The 21,958-nt window shown below is 70.9% G+C and carries 22 protein-coding genes; 7 read left to right on the forward strand and 15 right to left on the reverse strand.

Going from position 1 to position 21,958, the window contains the following annotated elements:
- Positions 1 to 76: 76 nt before the first annotated feature.
- Positions 77 to 2,014, forward strand: coding sequence for an HAD family acid phosphatase (locus tag H036_RS24090; RefSeq protein ID WP_157416913.1), 1,938 nt, complete (start codon positions 77 to 79; stop codon positions 2,012 to 2,014).
- A gap of 12 nt (positions 2,015 to 2,026) precedes the next feature.
- Here the strand turns inward: H036_RS24090 and rimI are convergent, their stop codons facing one another.
- From rimI to glmS, 9 genes are all read right to left on the reverse strand, one after another.
- Positions 2,027 to 2,509: a ribosomal protein S18-alanine N-acetyltransferase gene (gene rimI / locus H036_RS0100395; protein ID WP_017932785.1), complete on the reverse strand. Its 483-nt coding sequence runs from the start codon at positions 2,507 to 2,509 to the stop codon at positions 2,027 to 2,029.
- Positions 2,506 to 3,135: a tRNA (adenosine(37)-N6)-threonylcarbamoyltransferase complex dimerization subunit type 1 TsaB gene (gene tsaB / locus H036_RS0100400; RefSeq protein ID WP_017932786.1), complete on the reverse strand. Its 630-nt coding sequence runs from the start codon at positions 3,133 to 3,135 to the stop codon at positions 2,506 to 2,508. Before tsaB ends, rimI begins: the two co-directional genes overlap by 4 nt.
- A complete protein-coding gene (gene tsaE, locus H036_RS0100405; RefSeq protein ID WP_017932787.1) occupies positions 3,132 to 4,073 on the reverse strand; it encodes a tRNA (adenosine(37)-N6)-threonylcarbamoyltransferase complex ATPase subunit type 1 TsaE in 942 nt (313 codons plus the stop codon). Before tsaE ends, tsaB begins: the two co-directional genes overlap by 4 nt.
- Positions 4,070 to 5,128: an alpha/beta fold hydrolase gene (locus H036_RS0100410; protein WP_017932788.1), complete on the reverse strand. Its 1,059-nt coding sequence runs from the start codon at positions 5,126 to 5,128 to the stop codon at positions 4,070 to 4,072. The genes tsaE and H036_RS0100410 overlap by 4 nt, the downstream gene beginning before the upstream one ends.
- Positions 5,125 to 6,315, reverse strand: coding sequence for an alanine racemase (alr, locus tag H036_RS0100415; RefSeq protein WP_017932789.1), 1,191 nt, complete (start codon positions 6,313 to 6,315; stop codon positions 5,125 to 5,127). Before alr ends, H036_RS0100410 begins: the two co-directional genes overlap by 4 nt.
- A 68-nt stretch (positions 6,316 to 6,383) precedes the next feature.
- Positions 6,384 to 7,814, reverse strand: coding sequence for a bifunctional ADP-dependent NAD(P)H-hydrate dehydratase/NAD(P)H-hydrate epimerase (locus tag H036_RS0100420; RefSeq protein ID WP_026145680.1), 1,431 nt, complete (start codon positions 7,812 to 7,814; stop codon positions 6,384 to 6,386).
- A complete protein-coding gene (locus H036_RS21340; protein ID WP_017932791.1) occupies positions 7,811 to 8,275 on the reverse strand; it encodes a hypothetical protein in 465 nt (154 codons plus the stop codon). Before H036_RS21340 ends, H036_RS0100420 begins: the two co-directional genes overlap by 4 nt.
- 59 nt (positions 8,276 to 8,334) lie before the next feature.
- Positions 8,335 to 8,688 carry a holo-ACP synthase gene (locus tag H036_RS0100430; protein ID WP_017932792.1) on the reverse strand — a complete coding sequence of 118 codons (354 nt, stop codon included), beginning with the start codon at positions 8,686 to 8,688 and terminating at the stop codon, positions 8,335 to 8,337.
- Between the two features lie 51 nt (positions 8,689 to 8,739).
- On the reverse strand, positions 8,740 to 10,593 hold the full coding sequence (gene glmS, locus H036_RS0100435; protein WP_017932793.1) for a glutamine--fructose-6-phosphate transaminase (isomerizing): 1,854 nt from the start codon (positions 10,591 to 10,593) through the stop codon (positions 8,740 to 8,742).
- Here glmS and coaA point away from each other — a divergent pair.
- A complete protein-coding gene (gene coaA / locus H036_RS21345) occupies positions 10,592 to 11,740 on the forward strand; it encodes a type I pantothenate kinase (RefSeq protein WP_017932794.1) in 1,149 nt (382 codons plus the stop codon). The two genes, glmS and coaA, sit on opposite strands and share 2 nt — an antisense overlap.
- Positions 11,741 to 11,743: 3 nt before the next feature.
- Here the strand turns inward: coaA and H036_RS24095 are convergent, their stop codons facing one another.
- The 6 genes from H036_RS24095 to rplM are packed head-to-tail and all read right to left on the reverse strand — an operon-like array spanning position 11,744 to position 17,641.
- Positions 11,744 to 13,462 carry a hypothetical protein gene (locus tag H036_RS24095; RefSeq protein ID WP_017932795.1) on the reverse strand — a complete coding sequence of 573 codons (1,719 nt, stop codon included), beginning with the start codon at positions 13,460 to 13,462 and terminating at the stop codon, positions 11,744 to 11,746.
- 55 nt (positions 13,463 to 13,517) lie between these two features.
- Positions 13,518 to 14,618: a hypothetical protein gene (locus H036_RS0100450; protein WP_017932796.1), complete on the reverse strand. Its 1,101-nt coding sequence runs from the start codon at positions 14,616 to 14,618 to the stop codon at positions 13,518 to 13,520.
- Positions 14,619 to 14,657: 39 nt separating this feature from the next.
- Entirely contained in the window at positions 14,658 to 15,239 is a 582-nt protein-coding gene (locus H036_RS0100455; protein WP_157416914.1) for a hypothetical protein, read from the reverse strand.
- 48 nt (positions 15,240 to 15,287) lie between these two features.
- On the reverse strand, positions 15,288 to 16,649 hold the full coding sequence (glmM, locus tag H036_RS0100460; protein ID WP_017932798.1) for a phosphoglucosamine mutase: 1,362 nt from the start codon (positions 16,647 to 16,649) through the stop codon (positions 15,288 to 15,290).
- Positions 16,650 to 16,667: 18 nt separating this feature from the next.
- Complete coding sequence (rpsI, locus tag H036_RS0100465; protein ID WP_026145681.1) at positions 16,668 to 17,183, reverse strand: 30S ribosomal protein S9; 516 nt, start codon at positions 17,181 to 17,183, stop codon at positions 16,668 to 16,670.
- 14 nt (positions 17,184 to 17,197) lie between these two features.
- A complete protein-coding gene (rplM, locus tag H036_RS0100470; RefSeq protein ID WP_017932800.1) occupies positions 17,198 to 17,641 on the reverse strand; it encodes a 50S ribosomal protein L13 in 444 nt (147 codons plus the stop codon).
- 307 nt (positions 17,642 to 17,948) lie between these two features.
- Between rplM and H036_RS0100475 the strand changes: the two genes are divergently transcribed.
- The 5 genes from H036_RS0100475 to H036_RS0100495 all read left to right on the forward strand — a co-directional run bounded on the left by H036_RS0100475 (position 17,949) and on the right by H036_RS0100495 (position 21,954).
- A complete protein-coding gene (locus H036_RS0100475) occupies positions 17,949 to 19,238 on the forward strand; it encodes a citrate synthase (RefSeq protein ID WP_036487077.1) in 1,290 nt (429 codons plus the stop codon).
- Between the two features lie 11 nt (positions 19,239 to 19,249).
- A complete protein-coding gene (locus H036_RS0100480) occupies positions 19,250 to 19,918 on the forward strand; it encodes an HAD family hydrolase (RefSeq protein ID WP_051068567.1) in 669 nt (222 codons plus the stop codon).
- Complete coding sequence (locus H036_RS0100485; RefSeq protein ID WP_017932803.1) at positions 19,915 to 20,505, forward strand: methyltransferase domain-containing protein; 591 nt, start codon at positions 19,915 to 19,917, stop codon at positions 20,503 to 20,505. The genes H036_RS0100480 and H036_RS0100485 overlap by 4 nt, the downstream gene beginning before the upstream one ends.
- A gap of 76 nt (positions 20,506 to 20,581) precedes the next feature.
- Entirely contained in the window at positions 20,582 to 20,884 is a 303-nt protein-coding gene (locus H036_RS0100490; protein ID WP_017932804.1) for a type VII secretion target, read from the forward strand.
- Entirely contained in the window at positions 20,881 to 21,954 is a 1,074-nt protein-coding gene (locus tag H036_RS0100495) for a hypothetical protein (protein WP_026145683.1), read from the forward strand. The genes H036_RS0100490 and H036_RS0100495 overlap by 4 nt, the downstream gene beginning before the upstream one ends.
- The last annotated feature ends 4 nt before the right edge of the window (positions 21,955 to 21,958 follow it).

The raw sequence follows: 21,958 nt of genomic DNA on the forward strand, positions 1-21,958 counted from the left end.
ACGCATCCCCGATACATGGTGTCTTTACCGTCAGTCCGTTCATCTCGTGTTCATCATCTCCCATTCCGGAGGCACCATGAGAGTCACCCGTTCCACCGTCGCCGTCGCCGCCTGTGCGGTGATCGCAACGGCCCTGGTCAGCGGCGCCCCGGCGCATGCCGCGGGCCAACTCAACCCGGCCACCACCTTCACCTACACGGTCAACCAGGACGGCAGCGTCGTCGCCCCCACCAACGGCGCGAACATCCCGAACATCGACTCGGTGAAGTCCACGATCCGGGCCTACTACGGCGCCTCCAAGGGTGCCAACCCCGCCCACGCGTTCGACAGCACCGCACCCGCGACGATCTACCTGCCCAACCTGGTCTCCTCCGCCTACGCGAAGAACACCGAGGCCGTCGCCCAGTCGCTGACCGACGGGTTGCCGGCCGCCGGCGCCGGCAAGGCAGTCGTCTTCGACGTCGACTCCACCCTCCTCTCGGACTACGCCAACGAGGAGGAGATGAACTACAACTACTCGGTCCCGCTGAACAACAACTGGGTCGACAACGAGCTCATGCCGGCCGTCCCCGGCATGGTCCAGGCGCTCGAGACCCTCAAGTCCGAGGGCTACGCCATCTACGGCGTCACGGGCCGGCCGGCCCACCAGGAGGCGGCCACGATCGGCAACCTCACCGAGGACGGGTTCACCGCGAACGGCACCGCTGGCGGCACCCCGCTGTTCGGCACCGACAACCTCTACACCAAGCCGGAGACCAACGCAGACCAGCCGGCCTACATCACCGGCTGCACGATCGTCGCCACGGCCACGCTCAGCAAGTGCACCACCGTCCAGTACAAGGCGCAGACGCGCGCGCACATCGCCGCTGCCGACGGCGTCGACATCGTGATGAACGTGGGCGACCAGTGGAGCGACCTCGAGGGCGGTGACGGGGCCGGACACCCGTTGGCATACACCAAGGTCCCGAACCCGACGTACTTCCTGCCCTCGGTCGACGTCGCGGGCGCGCCGGCATCGGACAGCACGATGGTCCCGCCGACGTCGTACACGATGAATCCCGACGGCTCCACCGGCGCCACCGTCACCGACGGTGACACGATCCCCAACGAGGGCAACGTCGTTTCGCTGATCCGGGCCTACTACAAGGCCACCGGCGGCGTCGCGGACAAGAGCAGCTCGCCCTACATCACCGAGCTCGCCTCGCTGGAGTCCACCTGGACGCCGCAGATCACGACCTCCTGCCGGCAGCAGGCTGCCAAGGTCGCCGCTGCGAAGGCGGCGATCGCCGCCACCGGCACCACCCTCGGCCTCGACACCAAGAACGCCGCCAAGGCGAAGAAGGCCGTCACGCAGGCCAAGAAGAAGGTCAAGAGGGCCCACGGCCACGCCAAGGTAGTGGCCAAGAAGAAGCTCAAGGCCGCCAAGAAGGCCTACGCCACGGCTATCGCGGCGGTCGCGCACGACAAGACCACCGGCGCAGGCATCACCATCCCGAGCTCCCCGGCCGTCGTCTTCGACGCCGATGACACCACGCTGTGGAACTACGACCTCGAGGACGGCGCGATGGGCTTCACCTACTCGCCCGCCACCGCCGCGACCTGGATCCAGCAGCAGAAGTTCCCGGCGGTGCCCGGGATGGTCGCCCTGGCCAAGGTCGCCAAGGCCGCCGGCTGCACGATCGTCGGCCTCACCGGCCGGACCTCCGACCAGCAGGCCGACACCATCGCCAACCTCACCAAGGACGGCTACGTCGACGCCGCTGGGGCGCCCCTGTTCACCGCGGCGAACTACTACACGAAGTGGGCCAGCAGCGCGCAGCCGCCGGCCTACATGGACTGTGGGGACGACAAGGTGTGCTCCACGATCGAGTACAAGTCCGGGACGCGCGAGTACCTGGAGACACAGAAGGGCCTCGACATCGTGGCCAACCTGGGTGACCAGTTCTCCGACCTGCACGGCGGGTACGCCGACGCGACGTACAAGATCCCGAACCCGACCTACTACCTGCCCTGAGGCAGGCAGGGGTCACAGTGACAGCTGCAGGATGATCGCGGTGGTTCCGTCCCGGTAGTAGCGGGGCCGCCGATCGATCTCGACGAAGCCGGTGCGCTCGTAGAACGCGAGCGCACCGGCGTTCGTCTCCCTGACCTCCAGCAGCAGCCGCTCGGCGCCCTTCCCCCGCGCGTCCTCCCGTACGGCGGAAAGCAGCGCCACGGCGAGACCACGGCGGCGCTGCTGCGGCGTCACGGCGATGCGTTGCAGTTCGGCGATCTCGTAGACCACCGAGGTGATCGCGTGCCCCACCACCACGCCGTCGGCCTCGGCCACCTGCACCACGACGCTGTGCAGCAACCCTGCGACCGCCTCGGCGAGGTACCCGGCCGGCCAGGGATCCTGCGGGAAGGACTCCGTCTCCAGGACGGCGATCGCGTCGATGTCGGCGGCACGCGCCGCGCGGACGGTCATCGCCTCGCCCGTCATCGCTCGCCGGTCATCGCCGCCGGTCATCGCTGGGCGCTGGCCACGGCGTCGGGCCGACGCAGGTAGAGCGGCTCGGGATCCATCAGCTCGAGCAGCTCCTCGCTGACCGCGTGTGCCAGCCAGCCCGCACTCGGCCGCGTCGGCCCGAAGGCGTTCGGGAACGCGTCCGGGTAGAGCAGGGCGCCCTCCCCCGCGGTGGGCTCGTCGGTGGCGGCCTCCTCGGGGCGGATCACGACCGGTCCGCTGAGGCGATGGCCCTCGGCGGAGTAGGAGGCCAGGTAGACCTCCTTGCGCCGGGCATCGGTGGCGACGGTGAAGGGCCCCGAGGCCACGGTCGCGGCCGCTTCGACGGCGATCACGTCCAGGGAGCAGGCGGCGTAGACCGGGATGTCCAGCGCGAAGCCGAGCGTGCGGGCCGTGACCAGACCGACCCGCAGTCCGGTGAAGGGGCCCGGGCCGGCGCCGACGGCGACGGCGGTGAGGTCCTGCCGGACAGCGCCCGCCTGCTCCAGCGCGGCGGCGATCAGCGGAGCGAGCTGCTCGCCGTGCTTCATCGCACGGTCGGAGACCAGCTCGACGAGGACCTGCTCCCCGTCGTGCAGCGCGACGCTCACCTGCGGGGTGGCGGTGTCGAAGGCCAGGAGCAGCGTCATGAGATCTCCTCGAAGGAGAGCGCGTGCCAACGCGGTCCGACGGGGGTGATCTCGACCCGGCGCGGGTCGGCCTCGCCGTCGAGCTCATCGACAGTGAGCGCGCGCACGATCCGGATCTCCAGGCGCGACTCGGCCAGCCCCTCGGCCAGTCCTTCGCCCCATTCGACTACCGTGACAGCATCCTCGAGGTCGGTGTCGAGGTCGAGGTCGTCGAGCTCCGCCATGCCGCCGAGCCGGTAGGCGTCCACGTGCACCAGGTCGGGGCCGCCGACCTCGGAGGGGTGCACGCGCGCGATCACGAAGGTGGGCGAGGTGACCTGGCCGCGTACGCCGAGCCCCTCCCCGAGGCCCTGGGTGAAGGTCGTCTTGCCCGCGCCGAGCTCACCGGTGAGCACCAGCAGGTCCCCGCGGCGCAGCTGCTTGGCCAGCGACCGGCCGAGCTCGCGCATCGAGTCGGCGTCGGGCACCTCGCTGACCAGGGTGCGCAACGGCCGGCGCATCTCGACGTACGGCGAGCGGCGGCCGATCTCGCGGAAGCCCTGTCGCCGCCAGAACCGCATCGTCCGGGGAAGCTCCTCGCGCGCCACGATGGTGAGGTCCTCATAGCCCTCCGACTCCGCGACCGCCGCCGCGACCATGGCGTGCGCGATGCCGTGGCCCTGCCGGTCCGGCAGCACCGCGAAGCGACGCAGGAACACCGAACGCCCGACGGGGTCGAGGATCAGCGCACCGACAGGCTCGCCATCGGCGTACGCCAGCAGGCCACCGCCCTCGACGAGCTGGATGCCGATCGACTCGACCGTCTCGTGCAGCGCGTCGGCGGGCGGGTCCAGCGCGGGGCGGGCGCCGAAGGCGGCCAGCACGATCGGCAGGACGTCGCCGGCAGCCTCCCGCCCGACGCGGCGCACCTCGACCGTCGCCAGGTCGTGCCCGCTCATGCCCGCTCCGCCGCGGAGAGGAGCTGGTCGAGCGCGGCGTTGACCTGGCCGTGCCGCTCCAGGACGACCATGTGGCCGGCGCCCTCGCACTCGATCAGCGTCGATCCCGGGATGCGACTGTGCAGCTTGCGGCTGTGGCCGACCGAGGTGAGCTTGTCGGAGGTGCCGCAGATGATGGTGGTGGGGATCGCCCCGAGCACGCCGACCGCATCGAACTTGTCCATGTCACGGAAGCCGGGGAAGAACTCCGCGACCACCTGGAACGGCGTCTGCGCGATCATCTCGTCCACGAAGTCCACGTAGCTGGCCGGCACCTTGTCGCCGAAGGCGAAGGTGTCGGTGACGACGGTGGCGAAGCTGGCGCCGAGGCGGCGGACGCCGTCGACCGCGCGATGGCCGCGGGCCAGCGTCCGGATCGCGCCGTCGGCCAGCCCGGCGCCGAGCTTGGCCGGCACCATCGGCATCAGCACGCGCGCCGGGTCCAGGCCACCGGCGGTGGTGCCGATCAGGGAGACGCCGATGATCCGGCCGCCCTGGCTGCGCGGCGCGAACAGCTCGGGGTGCTGCTCGGCCAGCGCGACGATCGTCATGCCGCCCATCGAGTGCCCTACCAGCACGACCGGACCCTCGGGAACGAAGGCGTCCAGCACGTGCAGGAGGTCGCGGCCTAGCTGGTCGATGGTGGCGTTCTCGTGCGACGAGCGGCCGCTGCGGCCGTGCGAGCGCTGGTCGTAGAAGACGCTGCGGACCAGTCCTCGGAACGCGGCCCGCTGGAAGTGCCAGCAGTCCAGGTTGAGGGTGTAGCCGTGCACGAAGACCAATGTCACCTCGGAGTCGGCCTCGTCGATCTCGACGTGCAGGTCCACACCGTCCTCGGTGACGAGGGTGCGGCCTGGCGTGTTCAGGCTGCCGAACGGCGTCGAGCGGCCGTTGCCCGCCTTGCCGTTGCGGCGTACCAGGGCGTGGCGCCTGCGAGTCACGCCGACCACGCCGCCCACCGCCGCCGCGCCCGCGGCCCCGGCAGCGACGGCCGCGATCTTCTTGGTCATGCTCATCGCTCACGCTCCCCCTGGGCGTCGTGCTGGGCGTCGTGCTGGTCGGTATCGCTGTCGACGTACCGCCTGGTCAGCCGGCCACCGATCCTGGTCACGACCTCATAGCTGATCGTGCCGCTCGCCAGGGCCCAGTCCTGCGCGGTCGGCTCCCCGCGCGTCCCCGGTCCCCACAACAGCACCTCGTCTCCCACCTCGGGGGTGTCCCCGTCTAGGTCGACCACGAACTGGTCCATGCAGACCGCTCCCCTGATCGGCCTGCGCCGACCGGCCACGAGCACTTGGGCGGCAGGCTGGTCGCCCGCGGCGGCGCGTCGGGCGATGCCCTCGGCGTACCCGATCGGGACCAGGCCGAGCGTGGTCGGCGCAGGCGCGGTCCAGGTGTGGCCGTAGGAGACCGAGTCACCGGCGTCGATGTGCTTGACCAAGGCCAGGTCGGCGCGCACGGTCATCGCCGGAACCAGCACCAGATCATGGCGCCCGGGCGCCGGATCGAGGCCGTACGACGCCAGGCCGCAGCGGACCAGGTCGTAGCGGCTGCTGGGCCGCAGCAGCGCCGCGGCGGAGTTGGCCAGGTGCCGGACCTCGGGGCGCAGGCCCGCCGCTGCGGCGACGGCGAGGGCCTCCTCGAAGACCTTCTCCTGCTCGGCGTTCGCCGGGTCCTCGGGCACCTCGCTGGTGGAGAAGTGCGACCAGATGCCGGTGATCCGCCAGGCGCCGCCCTGCTCGCCGTCGCGGGCCCGGGCGGCCAGCTCGGGCCATTGCGCGACGGTGGCACCGCCGCGGGAGAGGCCGGTGTCGATCTTGAGCTGGACCCGTGCCGGTCGGCCCGCCTCGCGAAGCCCGGCGCGGGCGGCGGCCTCGGCGACCCGCTCGAGCCCGTCGACGGTGTAGACGGTGACGTCGATGTCGGCGGCCAGTACGGGCGCGAGGTCGTCGGCCGGGACGGTGAGCCAGCACAGCACCCGGCCGGTATCGCCGGCCGCCCGCAGGGCGAGCGCCTCGTCGACGGTGGCCACGCCGAGCCACTCCGAGCCGGCGGCACGCGCTGCGCGGGCGCTGGCGAGCATGCCGTGGCCGTAGCCGTCGGCCTTGACCACCGTCATCATCGCGACGCCGGTGCGCTCGCGCAGGACACGGATGTTGCCCCGGATGGCGGCGAGGTCGACCACGATCTCGGCCCGGCTCATCCGCGGTCCCCGCGGAAGCGCGAGCGCAGCGAGCGCTTTCGTGGGGTGGAGCTCATACCCTCAGTGTTTCATCCCCGGAGGAGGTCTCGAAGCACCGCCCGGAGGTGGTGGGCGATGTCACGCGCGAGGATCGGGCCACCTGCGCTGGCCGCAGTCGCTGCTGCGCCGTGCAACCAGGCGGCTGTGCTGGCCGCGTCGAACGGCTCCAGGCCCGCCGCCAGGAGCGCGCCGACGAGGCCGCCGAGGACGTCTCCGGCACCGGCGGTCGCCAGCCACGGCGTACCGGTGGTGTTGACCCGGACGTGCCCGTCAGGGCGGGCGATCAGGGTGTGCCGTCCCTTGAGCAGCACCACCGCGCCGTACGCCGCAGCAGCGGCGCGGGCGTGCTCCAGCGGACGCGCCTCGATCTCGTCGCGATCCACCCTGAGCATCGAGGCGAGCTCGCCGGCGTGCGGAGTCAGCACCAGGCCGGGATGCGCGGCGGCGCTCGTCTCCGGGCTGAGATGGGCGAGCGCGTCGGCGTCGACCACGACCGGCACCCGGTCCCCGAGCGCCTGCTCGAGGTGGCCGGCAGCATCGGTGTCGGTGCCCGAGCCGACCACCCACGCCTGTACCCGGCCCTCGCCCACGACCTCGGGGTGCTGCTGCTTGACCGGGTCGGCCGCGGAGCCGACGTAGCGGACCATCCCGACCAGCCCGCACGCCGCCCCGCTGACGCTGAGCAGGGCCGCACCGGGGTAGCGCACGCTTCCGGCCCGCACGCCGACCACCCCGCGGCTGTACTTCTGCGCGTCCGGCGTCGGTCGCGGCAGCAACCGGGCGACGTCGGCGGCCTGCAGGCTCTCGACCGGCGCCGGCGGCAGCTCCAGCCCGATGTCGACCAGCTCCACGACGCCGCAGGCGCGCGCCGCCGGGTCGGCCAGGTGCGCGATCTTGTGCGTCCCGAAGGTGACCGTGAGAGCGGCCTCCACGTGCGGCCCGGTGACCTCGCCGGTGTCGGCCTCGACCCCGCTGGGCAGGTCGACAGCCACGATCGGGATGCCGGACAGCTGGGTGAGGATCTCGATGGCATCGGCACGCAGCCGTCCGTGGCCGCCGATCCCGACGATGCCGTCGATGACGATGTCGGGACGGTGGGATAGTCCGGGGCGGAAATCAGGAGTTACCGGCCGGTAGTGCTGATTTCCGCCCCGGACTATCCCGCCACCGGCTCGACGCAGCGCCTCCACGCCACCCGCATGCGCCCGGTCGCTGAGCAACCAGGCCTCCACCTGCACCCCGCGGCGGGCCAGCAGCGCGCCCGCGTGCAACGCGTCGCCGCCGTTGTCGCCGCTGCCGACCAGCAGCAGCACGCGGCGACCGTAGCCGCCGCCGAGCAGGTCGAGTACGGCGTAGGCCAGTCCGGTGGCTGCCCGTTGCATGAGCGCCCCGTCCGGGAGCGTCGCCATGAGGGCTGCCTCCGCCGTACGGACCTGGTCGACGGTGTGTGCTGACCTCACGGGCCCACGCTAGCCGCGCGTCCGCCGCCGGTGAACGCCTCGTCGTCGGTGACCTCGCGGATGACCGGCAGCCAGGCCGGCGGGTCGGCGGGTCGGTCCTCGCCTCCGTCGATCTCGGCGACCAGAGTGCCATCGGCGAACTCGTCGACGGCGATCGCCCTCCCGTCCCGCACCAGATGGTGACGGCGCTTGCGCAGCGACCGGGCCGGCAGGGTGGAGAGCAGCGCCCACTCGGCGTCGTCGAGGTAGAGCGTCGTGTGGGCGATCACCGCCGGCCCGGCCAGCCTCACCTTCTGGCTCAGCTTGCGCACCGTCATTCTGTCGCGGGTCACCTCGCGCAGCCGCAGCCGCGTGCCATCGAGGTAGTGGTCGACGATGTCGGAGACTCCGACGACACCATCGGGCAGGCCGCCGAGCAGGAATCGCCGCTCGGTCTCGAGATGGGCGTACTTCAGGCTCACGTACCCAGACTGGCAGAGCGCCGGGCATCCCTCCCGATGCGAGGGCGTCGACGAGCCGCTCAGCCCTCCAGGACCACCATCGCCGACGCGATGCCGGCGTCGTGCGAGAGCGAGAGATGCACCGTCGCCACCCCCGCGGCGGCGGTCGCGGCGGCCACCGTGCCACGCAGCTCGAAGCGCGGCCGGCCGGAGGCCTCGCAGACCACCTCGGCGTCGTGCCAGTCCAGCCCGGCCGGTGCACCCAGGGCCTTGGCGAGCGCCTCCTTGGCCGCGAACCGGGCCGCCAGCGAAGCCGCGGGGCGGCCCACCTCGTCGCCGACGAAGAGCTTGGCCGCGAGTGCCGGCGTGCGCTCGAGCGATGCGGCGAACCGGTCGATGTCGCACACGTCGATGCCGATCCCCAGCACGCTCACGGGGCCATCACTCGCCCCGGACGGAGGCCCGACTCAACCGGGACGGGTCCATCATTCGACGGTGACGGACTTGGCCAGGTTGCGCGGCTGATCGACGTCGTGGCCGAGCGCGGTCGCCAGCTCGCAGGCGAACAGCTGCAACGGCACCGTGGCGACCAGCGGCTGGAGCAGCACCGGGACCTTGGGCAGCCACACGATCTCGTCGGCGTACGGCGCGATCGACTCGTCGCCCTCCTCGACCAGGCAGATGGTGTGGGCGCCACGGGCACGGACCTCTTGGATGCCCGAGACCATCTTGTCGTGCAGGAAGTCGCGGCCCTCGGGAGGCACGACGCAGAACACCGGCAGGCCGTCGGCGACCAGCGCGATCGGGCCGTGCTTGAGCTCGCCGGCGGCGAACCCCTCGGCGTGCCGGTAGGCGAGCTCCTTGAGCTTGAGCGCGCCCTCGAGGGCGACCGGGTAGCCGGCGTGGCGGCCGAGGAAGAGGAAGGTCTGCGCCTCCAGGTACTCGCCGGCCAGCCGCTTCATCGTCCCAGCGGAGCTCTCCAGCACGGCGGCGATCTGGTCGGGTGCGGCCTCGAGCTGCTCGACCACGGTGGTGATCTCGTCGCCGTAACGGGTGCCCTTGACCTGCGCCAGGTAGAGCGCCAGCAGGTAGCACGCGACCAGCTGGGTCAGGAAGCCCTTGGTCGAGGCGACAGCGATCTCGGGGCCGGCATGGGTGTAGATCACCGCATCCGACTCGCGGGGGATCGTCGAGCCGTTGGTGTTGCAGATCGCCAGCACCTTGGAACGCTGGGTGCGCGCGTGCCGGATCGCCTGCAGCGTGTCGGCGGTCTCGCCGGACTGGGAGATCGCCACCACCAGGGTGGAGTGGTCCAGGATCGGGTCGCGGTAGCGGAACTCCGAGGAGAGCTCGACCTCGACCGCGATCCGGCACCAGTGCTCGATGGCGTACTTGGCGACCAGCCCGGCGTAGAACGATGTGCCCGCCGCGATGATGATGATCTTGGTGATGCCGCGCAGCTCGTCGTCGGAGAGCCGCATCTCGTCGAGCTGGAGCTGACCGTCGGCGTCGCGCCGCCCCAGCAGGGCATCGGCGACCGCCCGAGGCTGCTCGTGGATCTCCTTGCGCATGAACCAGTCGTAGCCGTCCTTCTGGGCGGCCGAGAGGTCCCAGTCGACGTGATAGCGCTGGCCCTGGCCCGGCGAGCCGTCGAAGCCGCTCACACTGACGCCGTCACGAGTGATCGTGACGACCTGGTCCTGGCCGAGCTCCATCGCCTCGGAGGTGTGCTCGATGAAGGCGGCCACGTCGGAGCCGAGGAAGTTCTCGCCCTCCCCGATGCCGACCACGAGCGGGCTGTTGCGCCGCGCGCCCACGATCCGGTCGGGATCCTCGGAGTCGATCGCGACGAACGTGAAGGCACCCTCGAGGCGCTGGCAGACCCGCTGCATCGCGACGGTCAGGTCGGCACCCGTGTCCAGCTCCGCCTCGAGCAGGTGCGCGGCGACCTCGGTGTCGGTCTGGGAGAGAAGGTCGTGACCGGCCGCCTCCAGCTCGAGCCGCAGCTCGGCGAAGTTCTCGATGATGCCGTTGTGCACGACCGCGAGCCGGCCGGCTCGGCCCAGGTGCGGGTGGGCGTTGGCGTCGGTGGGGCCGCCGTGCGTGGCCCACCGGGTGTGGCCGATGCCGATGGTGGAGTCGGGCAGCGGCTCCTCGGCGATCAGCTTCTCCAGATTGGCCAGCTTGCCGGACTTCTTCCGTACGGCGAGGCCCTCGTTGTCGGCGTCGAGGAGGGCGATCCCGGCGGAGTCGTACCCGCGGTACTCCATCCGGCGTAGGCCTTCGACGACGACGTCCTGGGCAGAGCGCTTGCCGACGTATCCCACGATCCCGCACATGGACGCCGAGTCTACCGTGGTGGACCCAGGGATGTGGGTCTCCTGGCAGGCTGCCAGAATCGACGTCATGTCGAGGACAGGGTCCACCCCGAGCCCCGCACCCGCGTCGGAGGCGCCCGATCGGGGCGACCCAGGCCACCGGGGCATCGGTGACCACCGGGGCAACGGTGAGCATCACGGCGAGCATCACGGCCACCACCACGGTGCGCAGGAGTCCTCGCCGTACCTGGAGGTGGACCGCGAGACCTGGGCGACGCTCGCCGCCGAGACACCGAACCCGCTCTCGGCCGAGGAGATCGCCCGGCTCCAGGGTCTCGGCGACACGATCGACCTGCGCGAGGTGCAGGAGGTCTACCTGCCCCTCTCCCGGCTGCTGAGCCTGCGGGTGGAGGCGGCCGGACGGCTGCACCGGGAGCAGGAGGAGTTCCTGCACCGCGAGATCCCGGCGCGCACCCCCTTCGTGATCGGCCTGGCGGGCTCGGTCGCAGTCGGCAAGTCGACCACCGCGCGCGTCCTGCAGCAGATGCTGGCGCACTGGCCCGAGCACCCCAACGTCGCGCTGGTGACCACCGACGGCTTCCTCTACCCCAACGCCGAGCTGGAGCGACGGGGGCTGATGCAGCGCAAGGGATTCCCGGAGTCCTACGACCGGCGGGCGCTGCTCAAGTTCGTGGTCGACATCAAGTCGGGCAAGGAGGAGGTCGAGGCCCCGATCTACTCGCACCTGGTCTACGACGTGGTCCCGGACGAGAAGATCGTGGTCAAGCGGCCCGACATCGTCATCGTCGAGGGCCTCAACGTGCTTCAGCCCGCCCGCACCCGCGAGGACGGCCGCACCGGGCTGGGCCTCTCGGACTTCTTCGACTTCTCCGTCTACGTGGATGCGGGCACCAGCTGCATCAAGGAGTGGTACGTCGAACGATTCCTGCGACTGCGCGAGACGGCCTTCCGCAACCCCTCGTCGTACTTCGCCAAGTACGCCTCGCTCAGCCACGAGGAGGCGGTCGCCGAGGCCTCCCGCATCTGGGACTCCATCAACGGCCCGAACCTGCTGGAGAACGTGCTGCCGACCCGGTCGCGGGCCACGCTGGTGCTGCGCAAGGACCGCGACCACTCGGTGCGCTACGTGCGCCTGCGCAAGCTCTGAGCGCTAGCGGCGCCGGCTCTCCTGCTCGCCGGCTTGCTGGCTCTCCTGCTGGCTCTCCTGCTGGCTGGCGGCGACCAGCCCGGCCAGCAGCAGGCCGGCGCTGGCGGCGGCCACCTGCGGCACAGCGCCCGCCGGCGTACCGGGTGGATCGAGCGCGGCCAGGTCGCCCTCGACCTCGAGCCGATGGCGCTGCACCGCGACCCTGATCTCGGCGGCGCGCTCCTGCGCCCAGGCCGCCACCTCGTCCGGTACGGCGCGGGACGGCTCGTGCTCCGCGGCCCTCATCCAGGCCAGTGCCGTCGCGGCGTACCGAGGGTGTTCGGCTGCGATCGCACGCACCGCGGCCAGCTCGTCGTAGGACCGCGCGGTAGCGGTCCCGACGACGACCGTGCCGGCGGTGGGACAGGCGACGTCCACGCTCGCCAGCAGCGCAGACAGCTCCTCGCTGCCGCCGGCGGCCAGGTGTCGCTCCCACGCGAGGAGGGCCTGGTCGAGCGGCGGGAGCACCACCGTCCGGGTCGGCGACCGACGCCGCCAGCGCCATGGCGGGGCCGGCACCTCGGTCTCCGGCGCAGCGCCGGCATCGGGCGCAGCACCGGCATCGGCCGCCGCCGCCGGCACACGCAGGTCCGGGTCCGGGCCGAGGGCGGGTGTGTCCGACAGCTGGGCACGCTCGACGATCGCCGATGCCGCGGCGACCACCTTCGGCACGCCCAGCAGCAGCGGCCCCCGGGCGGCCGGATCTGCGGCCGTCGGGGCCTGCGGCTCGGGGCCGTCGTGCCGCGGCGGCAACAGCCAGTCGAGCTCGCCGACCACCCGGACACCGAGGGACTGCAGCTCGGTCCAGTCGCGCCGGGTGATCTCCTCGACCTGCTCGTAGCGACCGGGAGACACCCGCGGCTTGCCCTCGGCACGGTCGGCGGCGAACGGCTTGAGCGCCCGCTTCACCCCGAAGCGCAGATAGTGCCGCAAGGCAGCGTCGGACCAGCCGCGCGCGTTGAACTCCACGTTGAGGCGGCGGATCATCTCGGCCTCGGCCCACGACAGCGAGCGGTTCTGGTACCGCGCGTCGCCGCCCGCCACCAGGAACCCGTCGGGGAGGCCCGTCAGCCGCTCCATCACGCGCAGCAGCCAGCCGCGGTCGGACTCGTTGACCACGACGACCGTCACGCGGTCCGCCCCGACGACCTCGGCCCACTGTCGGGTCAGGGTGGCGAAGCCGAACCGATCCCAGAACTGGCCGTCCGGCGCGTTCAGCGGCCTGCCGACGTAACGCTGCCAATGTCGGTCGTAGCCGTCGACGATCCGCTGCTGCCACAACGAGGGCAGGAGCGTGTCGTAGCGCCGGATCATCCGCACGATCTGCACCCGGTCGGCACCGAGGTCGTCGCGCAGCCGCGCGATCCGGTCCGGCGCCGCCCGGCTGAAGGACTCCGAGCTGATCAGGACGCGATCCTCGCCGTACTGCTCGATCTCACGCACGAGCCTCGGCCACGCCTCCGGATCGACCGCGCCGGTGCCGCGGTGGCCGGACGTGCCGGTCAGCGCGAGCGCCGGGCGGTAGACCTGCCAGGCGTCGCCGGGATAGTGGACGCCGTGCGCGCCGAGCCCGTCGCGCGCGTCGGCGAAGGCACCTTGGATGGCGGTCGTGCCGGTCTTGTGGGGACCGATGTGGACGATCCTGCTCCCCTCGGGGAGCAGCAGATCATCGAGGCCGGACATGGCTTGGACCCTATCGCCCGAAGTGAGGCCGCGCCGTGCGCGGCCTCACCCGCGGTCAGTTGCTCTTGTGCTGCATGAAGGTGACGGGCACGCCGTAGAGCCGCAGGTTCGCCACGAGATCGCAGGCACCGGTCGAGGTCGTGCATCGGACCAGGGACTTGTCGGGGTAGCCGATGTCCCCCTCGGGATCGACGGGTACGCCCTTGCCGCCGACGTGCAGAAGCAGCGCGTCGGAGTCCTCCCACACGGGCTGGACGCCGCGCTCGATGCCGAAGCTGCCGCTGAACTCCCGCAGCACCCGGCCGGTCCGGGCCGACCGCACGCGCAGCACCTGGGCCGCCGGCCACGGCGCACCCTCGGAGGTGAGGTTCGTCGCCGTCACCACACGGCGGTCGTCGGGCGAGAAGGAGAGCACGTACTCGTCGGTGCTCGTTCTCCACAGCAGGCGGTGGTCGCCGAGCCGACGGACCTGGTCCTTCCTCCCCGAGCGCGCCACGAAGAGCTTCGCGCCGAAGCTCGCCGGCAGCGCGATGGTCGTCTCCAGCCTGGCCGGCGCGGCGGTCTTGGCCAGCACGCTCACCCGGCGGTGAGCCACATCCCATGAGACCGTTCGGGTCGATTCGTGCACCAGGATCTTGCCCTTCCCGGCTGCCATCACGTTGGACCTACCGGGGAAGGTCCGGGTGGCCACGGTGCGCCCGTCGCTGATCCGCACGATCCGCACGTGCTGCTTGCGGGCGACACCGGTGGCATCGACGTCGCTGCTGAGGATGAGCCATCGACCGTTGGCGGAGACGATGTCGGCGGCGTACGCGCTCTTCGTGGCGATGACCCTGCTCTTGCCCGCGTAGCTGACGAACAGCAGCCGGTGGCGCACACCGGCGTCCTTGATGGACTCGACGACGTAGCCGCCCTTGGCATGCAAGAACGCCTGCGGGTTGGGGCCGTGCAGGGCGATGTTCGGCCGCTGCGGCTGGATGAGCGTCTTGCCCCGCACCCACGCGATGCCTGGAGCGGCACCCGTCGGCAGCGACGTTGGGTCCACGGCGGTGCTCGGAGCCGCGGAGGCTCCGGCCGGCGTGGTGAGGCCGGCGCTCAGGCCGACGACGAAGAGGGCCGCGACGACAGGTCGCAGCCAGGTCCGAGACAGGTTCATGCGTGCACCCTAGGCGGTGCTGACGCGGACGCACGGGAGTCAGGAATGTCCGGCGCGAGAAACAGGTCTGAGCGAGGCGACGATCGCGTCAGCCGCCGCTGCGGTCAGGTCACCGGGCTCGCCCACATCCCGGACGAGGACCAGCACCACCACGCCGGCGGCGGTGTTGCGGCCCACCAGGGTCAGGTGAGCGGTTGTCGGGGCACACGGCCCCACCGGCACGGGTACGTCGAGGTCAGCACGCGACTCCCTCACCACGGGCACCCGGATCGCGGCCGACCCGACGGCCGCCGCCCAGGTGCGGAGCTGGCGGGTCAGCACCTCAGGGACGGTGCCGGGCGCGGGAGCCAGCAGCCCGACGAACGCGCGGCTGCTGCTCGCGGAGGACGGGCAGAAGCCGCTGTCGAGCACTGCCGGGGCGCGCACCTGCGCGTCCGCGGCGTACTCGATCGCCGACGAGGACGGCTCGAGCCGCCAGCCCGTGCCGGGCACGGCCACCTCGACGCCGTAGGCGCCGAGCCACTGTCGTGACGACGAAGGTGAGACAGTGGCGGCCAGGGTGGCGCTGAGTGCGACGGCGAGCACGGCGAGGACGCCGAGCACCCACACGACCCGCCTCATCCGACCCCCGAAACGTCCGACGAACGCTCCGGCAGCCGATGCCGGAGACTAGCCGAGCGACAGCCTACGGCGGACGACGTCGGCGAGGCGGTCGGCGGCGTCCTGGGCGCGCTGCTGGGTCTCGGCCTCCACCATCACGCGCACCAACGGCTCGGTGCCGGAGGCGCGCAGCAGGATCCGGCCGGCGTCGCCGAGCTCCTTCTCCTCCGCCTCCACCGCTGCCAGCAGCTCGGCGTCGTCGGTGCGTGCCTTGTCCACGCCGGTGACGTTGATCAGCACCTGCGGGAAGCGGGTCATCACCGTGGCCAGATCGGCGAGCGAGCGACCGGTCTCGGCCATCCGCTGCAGCACCTGGAGTGCGGTGAGCGTGCCGTCGCCGGTGGTTGCGTGCTCGGACATGACGATGTGGCCAGACTGCTCACCACCGAGCCCGAAGCCGCCGGCTCGCATCTCCTCGCAGACGTAGCGGTCGCCGACCGCGGTCTGCCTCACGGAGATGCCGCGCTCCTGCATGGCTTTAAGGAACCCGAGGTTGCTCATCACGGTGACCACGACGGTGTCGTGCGGCAGCCGGCCCTGCGCCTGCAATGCCTCCGCCATGATGGCGATCAGCTGGTCGCCGTCGACGATCGCGCCCTGGTGGTCGACCCCGATGCAACGGTCGGCGTCGCCGTCGAAGGCGAAGCCGCAGTCGGCGCCGTGCTCGACGACGGCGCGTTGCAGTGCCTCGACATGGGTGGCGCCGGAGCCCTCGTTGATGTCCAGGCCGGTCGGCGTGTGATGGATCGCGATGACCTTCGCGCCGGCGTTCTCGAGGGCTAGCGGCGCCGACTCCGAGGCCGCGCCCTGGGCGCAGTCGATGACGACGGTGAGCCCGGCCAGCGGCTTGGTCAGGGTGCGGTTGAGGTGGGCGGCGTACTCCTGGACCGCAGTGGGGTGGGAGCTGATCCGGCCGACCTCGCCACCGGTGGGGCGGCCGTCCTGCTTGCCGAGCAGCGCCTGGATCTCGTCCTCGAGGGCGTCGTCGAGCTTCACGCCGCCGCGCTGGAGGAACTTGATGCCGTTGTCGGGCATCGGATTGTGCGAGGCGGTGATCACCACACCGAGGTCGACGCCCATGGCGTCGGTGAGGTGGGCGATGCCCGGCGTGGGGATGACCCCGAGGTCGATCACGTCGACGCCGGCCGAGGCGAGACCGGCCATCACCGCGGCCTGGAGGAACTCTCCCGAGATGCGGGTGTCGCGGCCGACCACCGCCATCGGGCGACCCGAGGGCCGCTGGGTCTGGTACTCCCGGTGGTTGAGCAGGACCCGGGCCGCGGAAAAGGAGAGGTCCAGGGCCAGCGACGCGGTGAGAACCTCACCGTTCGCCAGGCCCCGGACCCCGTCCGTGCCGAAAAGGCGTGCCATATGGCGGAAACTACTCGATCAGCGCTTCGAGAACTGCGACGCCTTGCGGGCCTTCTTGAGACCGGCCTTCTTGCGCTCCACGACGCGGGCGTCGCGGGTCAGCAGACCGGCCTTCTTCAGGACCGGGCGGTTGGTCTCGTTGTCGACGTCGTTCAGCGAGCGGGCCACGCCGAGACGCAGCGCACCGGCCTGGCCGGCGATGCCGCCGCCGTGGATGCGGGCGATGACGTCGAAGCGACCCTCGAGCTGCAGCGCGGCGAAGGGCTCGCTGGCGATCTGACGGTGCAGCGCGTTCGGGAAGTAGTCCTCGAACGAGCGGCCGTTGATGGTCCAGCTGCCGGTGCCCGGAACGATCCGGACGCGGGCGACGGCCTCCTTGCGGCGGCCGGTGGCGCGGGCCGGCGCGATGGTGGCCGGGCGGGCCGGCGTCTCGGCCGACGCGTCGGACTCGGAGGTGTAGGCAACGCCCTCGGCGTTGGTCTCGAAGGTCTCCTCGACCTCGCCCTCAGCGGTGTTCACGGTGTTCTCAGTCATGTCCTGGTCCTGGCTCACTGGGCGATCTGCTTGATCTCGAACGGAACGGCCTTCTGGGCCTCGTGCGGGTGCGTCGGGCCCGAGTAGACCTTCAGCTTCTTCAGCTGCTGCCGACCGAGCTTGTTCTTCGGGAGCATGCCCCACACGGCCTTCTCGATCGCCTTGCGAGCGTCCTTCTCGAGGATCTCGCCGATCGGGGTCGCCGTCAGACCGCCCGGGTAGCCCGAGTGGCGGTAGGCGACCTTGGTGGTCGCCTTGTCTCCGGAGAGGGAGACCTTCTCGGCGTTGATGACGATGACGAAGTCACCGGTGTCGGCGTTGGGGGCGTAGATCGCCTTGTGCTTGCCGCGGAGCAGGTTCGCGATCTGGACGGACAGACGGCCCAGACGGACGTCGGTCGCGTCGATCACGTGCCAGGCGCGCTCGATGTCGCCGGGCTTGGGAGCGTAAGTGCGCACGGGTGTGCCTCTTCGTTCGTTCGGCCTCCGGGACGGTTGCCTCGGAGGTGGTGCCTCATCGCGAATCTGACGAACACGGCCGGCTCCCCCATCGCGCATCGAGAGACTCGGCGAGCGACGGGACCGGGCTGCCCCCTCGCGGGAGCGGCAGGAATCACGACCGGACAAGGCTACGCGGGCGCTCCGAGACGGTCAAAACGTCGTACGCACGCCTGGGAGAGGTCACCCCTGGGAGAGGTGTGGAACGCGCCACCTGTTGGGACACCGGCTTACAGGTTGTCAACCACTCCGGTTAACGTTGACTTCCGTGACTGATTCTCTCACCGTGCGTGACAACCGCACCGGGGTGGAGTACGACGTCCCGATCATCGACGGCACCATCCGCGCTGCCGACATCGGGAACATCAAGGCTGCCGATGACGCACCCGGCTTGGCCGTCTACGACCCCGGGTTCGTGAACACCGCTTCGTGCCGTTCCTCCATCACCTACATCGATGGCGACAAGGGCATCCTCGAATACCGGGGATACCCGATCGAGCAGCTGGCGGAGAACTCCAGCTTCCTCGAGGTGGCCTACCTCCTCGTCCACGGCGAGCTGCCCGCCAAGGAGCAGTTCGAGCACTGGGTGCACGAGATCACCTACCACACCTTCGTGCACGAGAACATCAAGGGCTTCATGCAGGGGTTCCGCTACGACGCGCACCCCATGGGCATGCTGATGGCCTCGGTCGGCGCCATGTCGACGTTCTACCCCGACGCCAGCCTCATCGGCGACCCGGAGAACCGTCGTCTGCAGATCATCCGGATGATCGCCAAGATGCCGACGCTGGGCGCCTGGGCGTTCCGGCACGCGCAGGGCAAGCCGTACGTCTACCCGGACAACGAGCTGTCCTACACCGGCAACTTCCTCTCCATGCTCTTCAAGATGAGCGAGCCGCGGTACGCCGCGGACGAGCGCATCGAGAAGGCACTGGACACGCTCTTCATCCTGCACGCCGACCACGAGCAGAACGCCTCGGCCAACGCCGTGCGCGCCGTCGGCTCGACCCAGGTCGACCCCTACTCGGCCGTCGCGGCCGGCGTCGGCGCCCTCTACGGCCCGCTGCACGGCGGTGCCAACGAGGCGGTCCTGCGGATGCTCAAGCGGATCGGGTCGGTGGAGAACATCCCAGCGTTCATCGAGGGCGTCAAGAACGGCAACGAGCGCCTGATGGGCTTCGGACACCGGGTCTACAAGAACTACGACCCGCGCGCCAAGCTGATCAAGAAGGCCTGCGACGACGTCTTCGAGGTCACCGGGGTCAACCCGCTGCTGAAGATCGCCCGGGAGCTGGAGAAGATCGCGCTCGAGGACGAGTACTTCGTCAAGCGTCGTCTCTACCCCAACGTGGACTTCTACTCCGGCCTGATCTACGAGGCGCTGCAGTTCCCGCCGGAGATGTTCACCGTCCTGTTCGCGATCGGCCGCACGCCGGGCTGGCTGGCCCAGTGGCTCGAGCTGACCACGGACAAGGAGCAGAAGATCGCTCGCCCGAAGCAGATCTACACCGGCGACCGCCAGCTCACCTTCACCCCCGCCAGCCAGCGCTGGGCCTGAGCACCGACGCCATGAGCAGCACGCCTCGACAGGCTCGACGTACGGACGTCGAGCCTGTCGAGGTGCATTTCGGGGTCGTCTTCGACTTCGGCGGCGTCCTGATCGACTGGGACCCGGTGCCCGCCGTCGCCGCAGGAGTCGGGGAGGAGGAGGCGCGTCGGTTCTTCGCCGAGTTCGACTTCGCCTCCTGGAACCACGCCCAGGACGCCGGCCGAAGCTGGGACGACGCCCTGCTCGAGCTCGAGGCCAGCCATCCGCACCTCCTACGGCACGGCCAGGCCTACCGCACCCACTTCGACCACGCGCTGGTCGGCGAGATCCCCGGTACGGCGCAGGTCCTGCGCGACCTGCACTCCGCCGGCGTACCGCTCCTGGGGCTGACGAACTGGTCCGACGAGCTGTTCCACGACCACGCACCGCAGCGCTTCGACTTCCTTGCGCTCTTCGACGACATCGTCGTCTCGGGGACCGAGGGGCTGGCCAAGCCTGATGCGACGATCTACCGGCTCGCGATCGAGCGCAGCGGTCTGCCAGCCGAGGAGCTGGTCTTCATCGACGACCGGGTCGAGAACGTCTCCGCGGCCGAGGCGGTCGGGATGCACGGCATCCACTTCACCGACGCCGCGTCGCTGCGCCTCGCCCTGGCCGGACTCGGCCTGCCGATCGAGCACGCATCGTGAGCGAGGTCGACTGGGAGGCCCGGTACGTCGCCGGCGACACGCCCTGGGACCAGGGCGGCCCGATCCCGCTGCTCACCGACGCGCTGGCCACCGGCCTCCTCGGTGAGGCCGGCTCGGCGTTCGCGCCCGGCGCCGGCCGGGGCCACGACGCGGCTGCGCTGGCGGCCGCCGGCTGGGCCACCACCGTGGTCGACCTCTCCCCCACCGCGGTCGGCTACGCCACCGAGCACTACCCCGCCGTGCGCTTCGTCCTGGGCGATGCCCTCGACCCCGACTTCGTGCTGGCGCAGACGGGCGGCCAGGTGGACCTGTTGTGGGACCACACGTTCTTCTGCGCCCTCCCGCCCGCGCTGCGTCGGCAGGTCGGCGTGCTCGCCGCGGCCCTGGTGCGACCCGGCGGGCTGCTGGCCAGCGGTGTCTTCCCGATCGACCATCCGCCGTCCGAAGGTGGCCCACCCTGGTCCTACCGGCCCGAGGACATGGACGCGGTGCTCGACGGCTTCGAGCGAGTGCACACCGGCGACCCGGTCCACCTCAACCCGCACTTCTCCTTCCATCACCGGCTGGCGATCTGGCGGCGCGGCTGAGCGACGCTCGCTCGTGGGCTTGTTTACCTCCGCGACGTGCCGGGTAGGAGGCGCGCACCCCCTCGGAGGAGACGCGATGGTGATCAAGCTCGACCACGACCAGCTCCGCACCCACGCCGGCAAGATCGCGACAGCCGCCGCTTCGGTCGATCAGGCGGCCGACGCCGCCGCCACGGTGACGCTGAGCGGCGACTCGTTCGGCAAGATGTGCGCCTGGGTGCCGCCGGTGTTCAGCTCGCTGATGCCCACCCAGACGGGTGCGATCCGAGCCGCCGGCCGCGCCCTGGACAACGCGCACGACGCGTTGGACTGGGCTGCCGACGACATGCGCGACACCGACGTCGAGATCGCCGCCTCGCTCAACAGGCTGATGCCGTGAGCAACCCCCTGGTCGCGGACAAGGAGCAGCCGACAGCCACCGCGGGCACGTTCCTGCTCGACGACGTCGTCACCCTGTCCGGCGAGCTCTCCTCGGGCAGCTGGCTGGCCGTCGGTCTGACCGGCGTGGGCACCACCTTCGACCTGGCCGCCACCGTCTCGGACCCGATCGGCTCGTTGATCGGCGCGGGCCTGGGCTGGGCGATCGACCACCTGGACCCGGTGAAGACCTGGTTCGACGAGCTGGTCGGCGACCCCGGCCAGGTCGAGGCGTTCGCGAAGACCTACGAGAACATCGCCGGCCGGCTCTCCGGGGAGGCGGAGTTCGTCCGCACCCGGCTGGAGAGCGACCTCAGCGACCAGACGAGCGAGGCGCTCTCGGCCTACATCGCCAAGATGACCGAGTTCGCCGACTCGATCGAGGCGCTGGCCAAGGCCTGCGAGGGCACGGCCGGTGGTCTGAAGTACGCCAGCATGATCGTCGAGGTGGTCCACACCACCGTGCGCGACGCGCTCGCACAGCTGGTCGGCGCCATCATCAGCTGGGCCGCCGAGGAGTTCCTCTCCCTCGGCCTCGCGACGGGTTGGGTGATCGAGCAGATCTCCACCCGGGTCGCCCAGATCACCAGCGAGCTCGGCGGCATGATCCACGACCTGGTCACCTCGATGAAGGCCCTGGAGAAGCTCGTCAACGACCTGGACAAGGCGGTCGGGAAGGGCCGCGACTTCCTCGACCTGTTCCATCCCCACGCCGCCCGCGGCGACCACACCGCGCCGTGGCTGAACCCGCACCAGTCGGCGCACGCTGCGGCGCCGCACACCTCCGCCCACGGCGGAGGGGGTCACGCGCCCGCGAGCGACCACGTGCCGCAGCATGCGAAGTCCGACGCTCCCGGTAGCCACGAGCAGAGCGACCCGCCTGCGCCGCACGAGCCGAAGCACCAGAAGGAGCAGACCCCGGCCGACCGGCTCAAGGACCGGCTCGGGGAGACGGTGAAGACGGAGTTCCCGCGCGACCCGATCGTCGAGGGCCTGATCGGTTCGGGCAACTACTACGCGAACGAGGAGTAGCCGG

It is taken from the genome of Nocardioides sp. Iso805N, assembly GCF_000364605.1.
GTDB lineage: Bacteria > Actinomycetota > Actinomycetes > Propionibacteriales > Nocardioidaceae > Nocardioides.

What these genes read in the sequence shown, in the direction of transcription:
- H036_RS24090 (WP_157416913.1), top strand. Translation starts at nt 77, where the DNA reads ATGAGAGTCACCCGTTCCACCGTCGCCGTCGCCGCCTGTGCGGTGATC.
- rimI (WP_017932785.1), bottom strand. Translation starts at nt 2,509, where the DNA reads ATGACCGGCGGCGATGACCGGCGAGCGATGACGGGCGAGGCGATGACC.
- tsaB (WP_017932786.1), bottom strand. Translation starts at nt 3,135, where the DNA reads ATGACGCTGCTCCTGGCCTTCGACACCGCCACCCCGCAGGTGAGCGTC.
- tsaE (WP_017932787.1), bottom strand. Translation starts at nt 4,073, where the DNA reads ATGAGCGGGCACGACCTGGCGACGGTCGAGGTGCGCCGCGTCGGGCGG.
- H036_RS0100410 (WP_017932788.1), bottom strand. Translation starts at nt 5,128, where the DNA reads ATGAGCATGACCAAGAAGATCGCGGCCGTCGCTGCCGGGGCCGCGGGC.
- alr (WP_017932789.1), bottom strand. Translation starts at nt 6,315, where the DNA reads ATGAGCCGGGCCGAGATCGTGGTCGACCTCGCCGCCATCCGGGGCAAC.
- coaA (WP_017932794.1), top strand. Translation starts at nt 10,592, where the DNA reads ATGGACGCCGAGTCTACCGTGGTGGACCCAGGGATGTGGGTCTCCTGG.
- glmS (WP_017932793.1), bottom strand. Translation starts at nt 10,593, where the DNA reads ATGTGCGGGATCGTGGGATACGTCGGCAAGCGCTCTGCCCAGGACGTC.
- H036_RS24095 (WP_017932795.1), bottom strand. Translation starts at nt 13,462, where the DNA reads ATGTCCGGCCTCGATGATCTGCTGCTCCCCGAGGGGAGCAGGATCGTC.
- H036_RS0100450 (WP_017932796.1), bottom strand. Translation starts at nt 14,618, where the DNA reads ATGAACCTGTCTCGGACCTGGCTGCGACCTGTCGTCGCGGCCCTCTTC.
- H036_RS0100455 (WP_157416914.1), bottom strand. Translation starts at nt 15,239, where the DNA reads ATGAGGCGGGTCGTGTGGGTGCTCGGCGTCCTCGCCGTGCTCGCCGTC.
- glmM (WP_017932798.1), bottom strand. Translation starts at nt 16,649, where the DNA reads ATGGCACGCCTTTTCGGCACGGACGGGGTCCGGGGCCTGGCGAACGGT.
- rpsI (WP_026145681.1), bottom strand. Translation starts at nt 17,183, where the DNA reads ATGACTGAGAACACCGTGAACACCGCTGAGGGCGAGGTCGAGGAGACC.
- H036_RS0100480 (WP_051068567.1), top strand. Translation starts at nt 19,250, where the DNA reads ATGAGCAGCACGCCTCGACAGGCTCGACGTACGGACGTCGAGCCTGTC.
- H036_RS0100490 (WP_017932804.1), top strand. Translation starts at nt 20,582, where the DNA reads ATGGTGATCAAGCTCGACCACGACCAGCTCCGCACCCACGCCGGCAAG.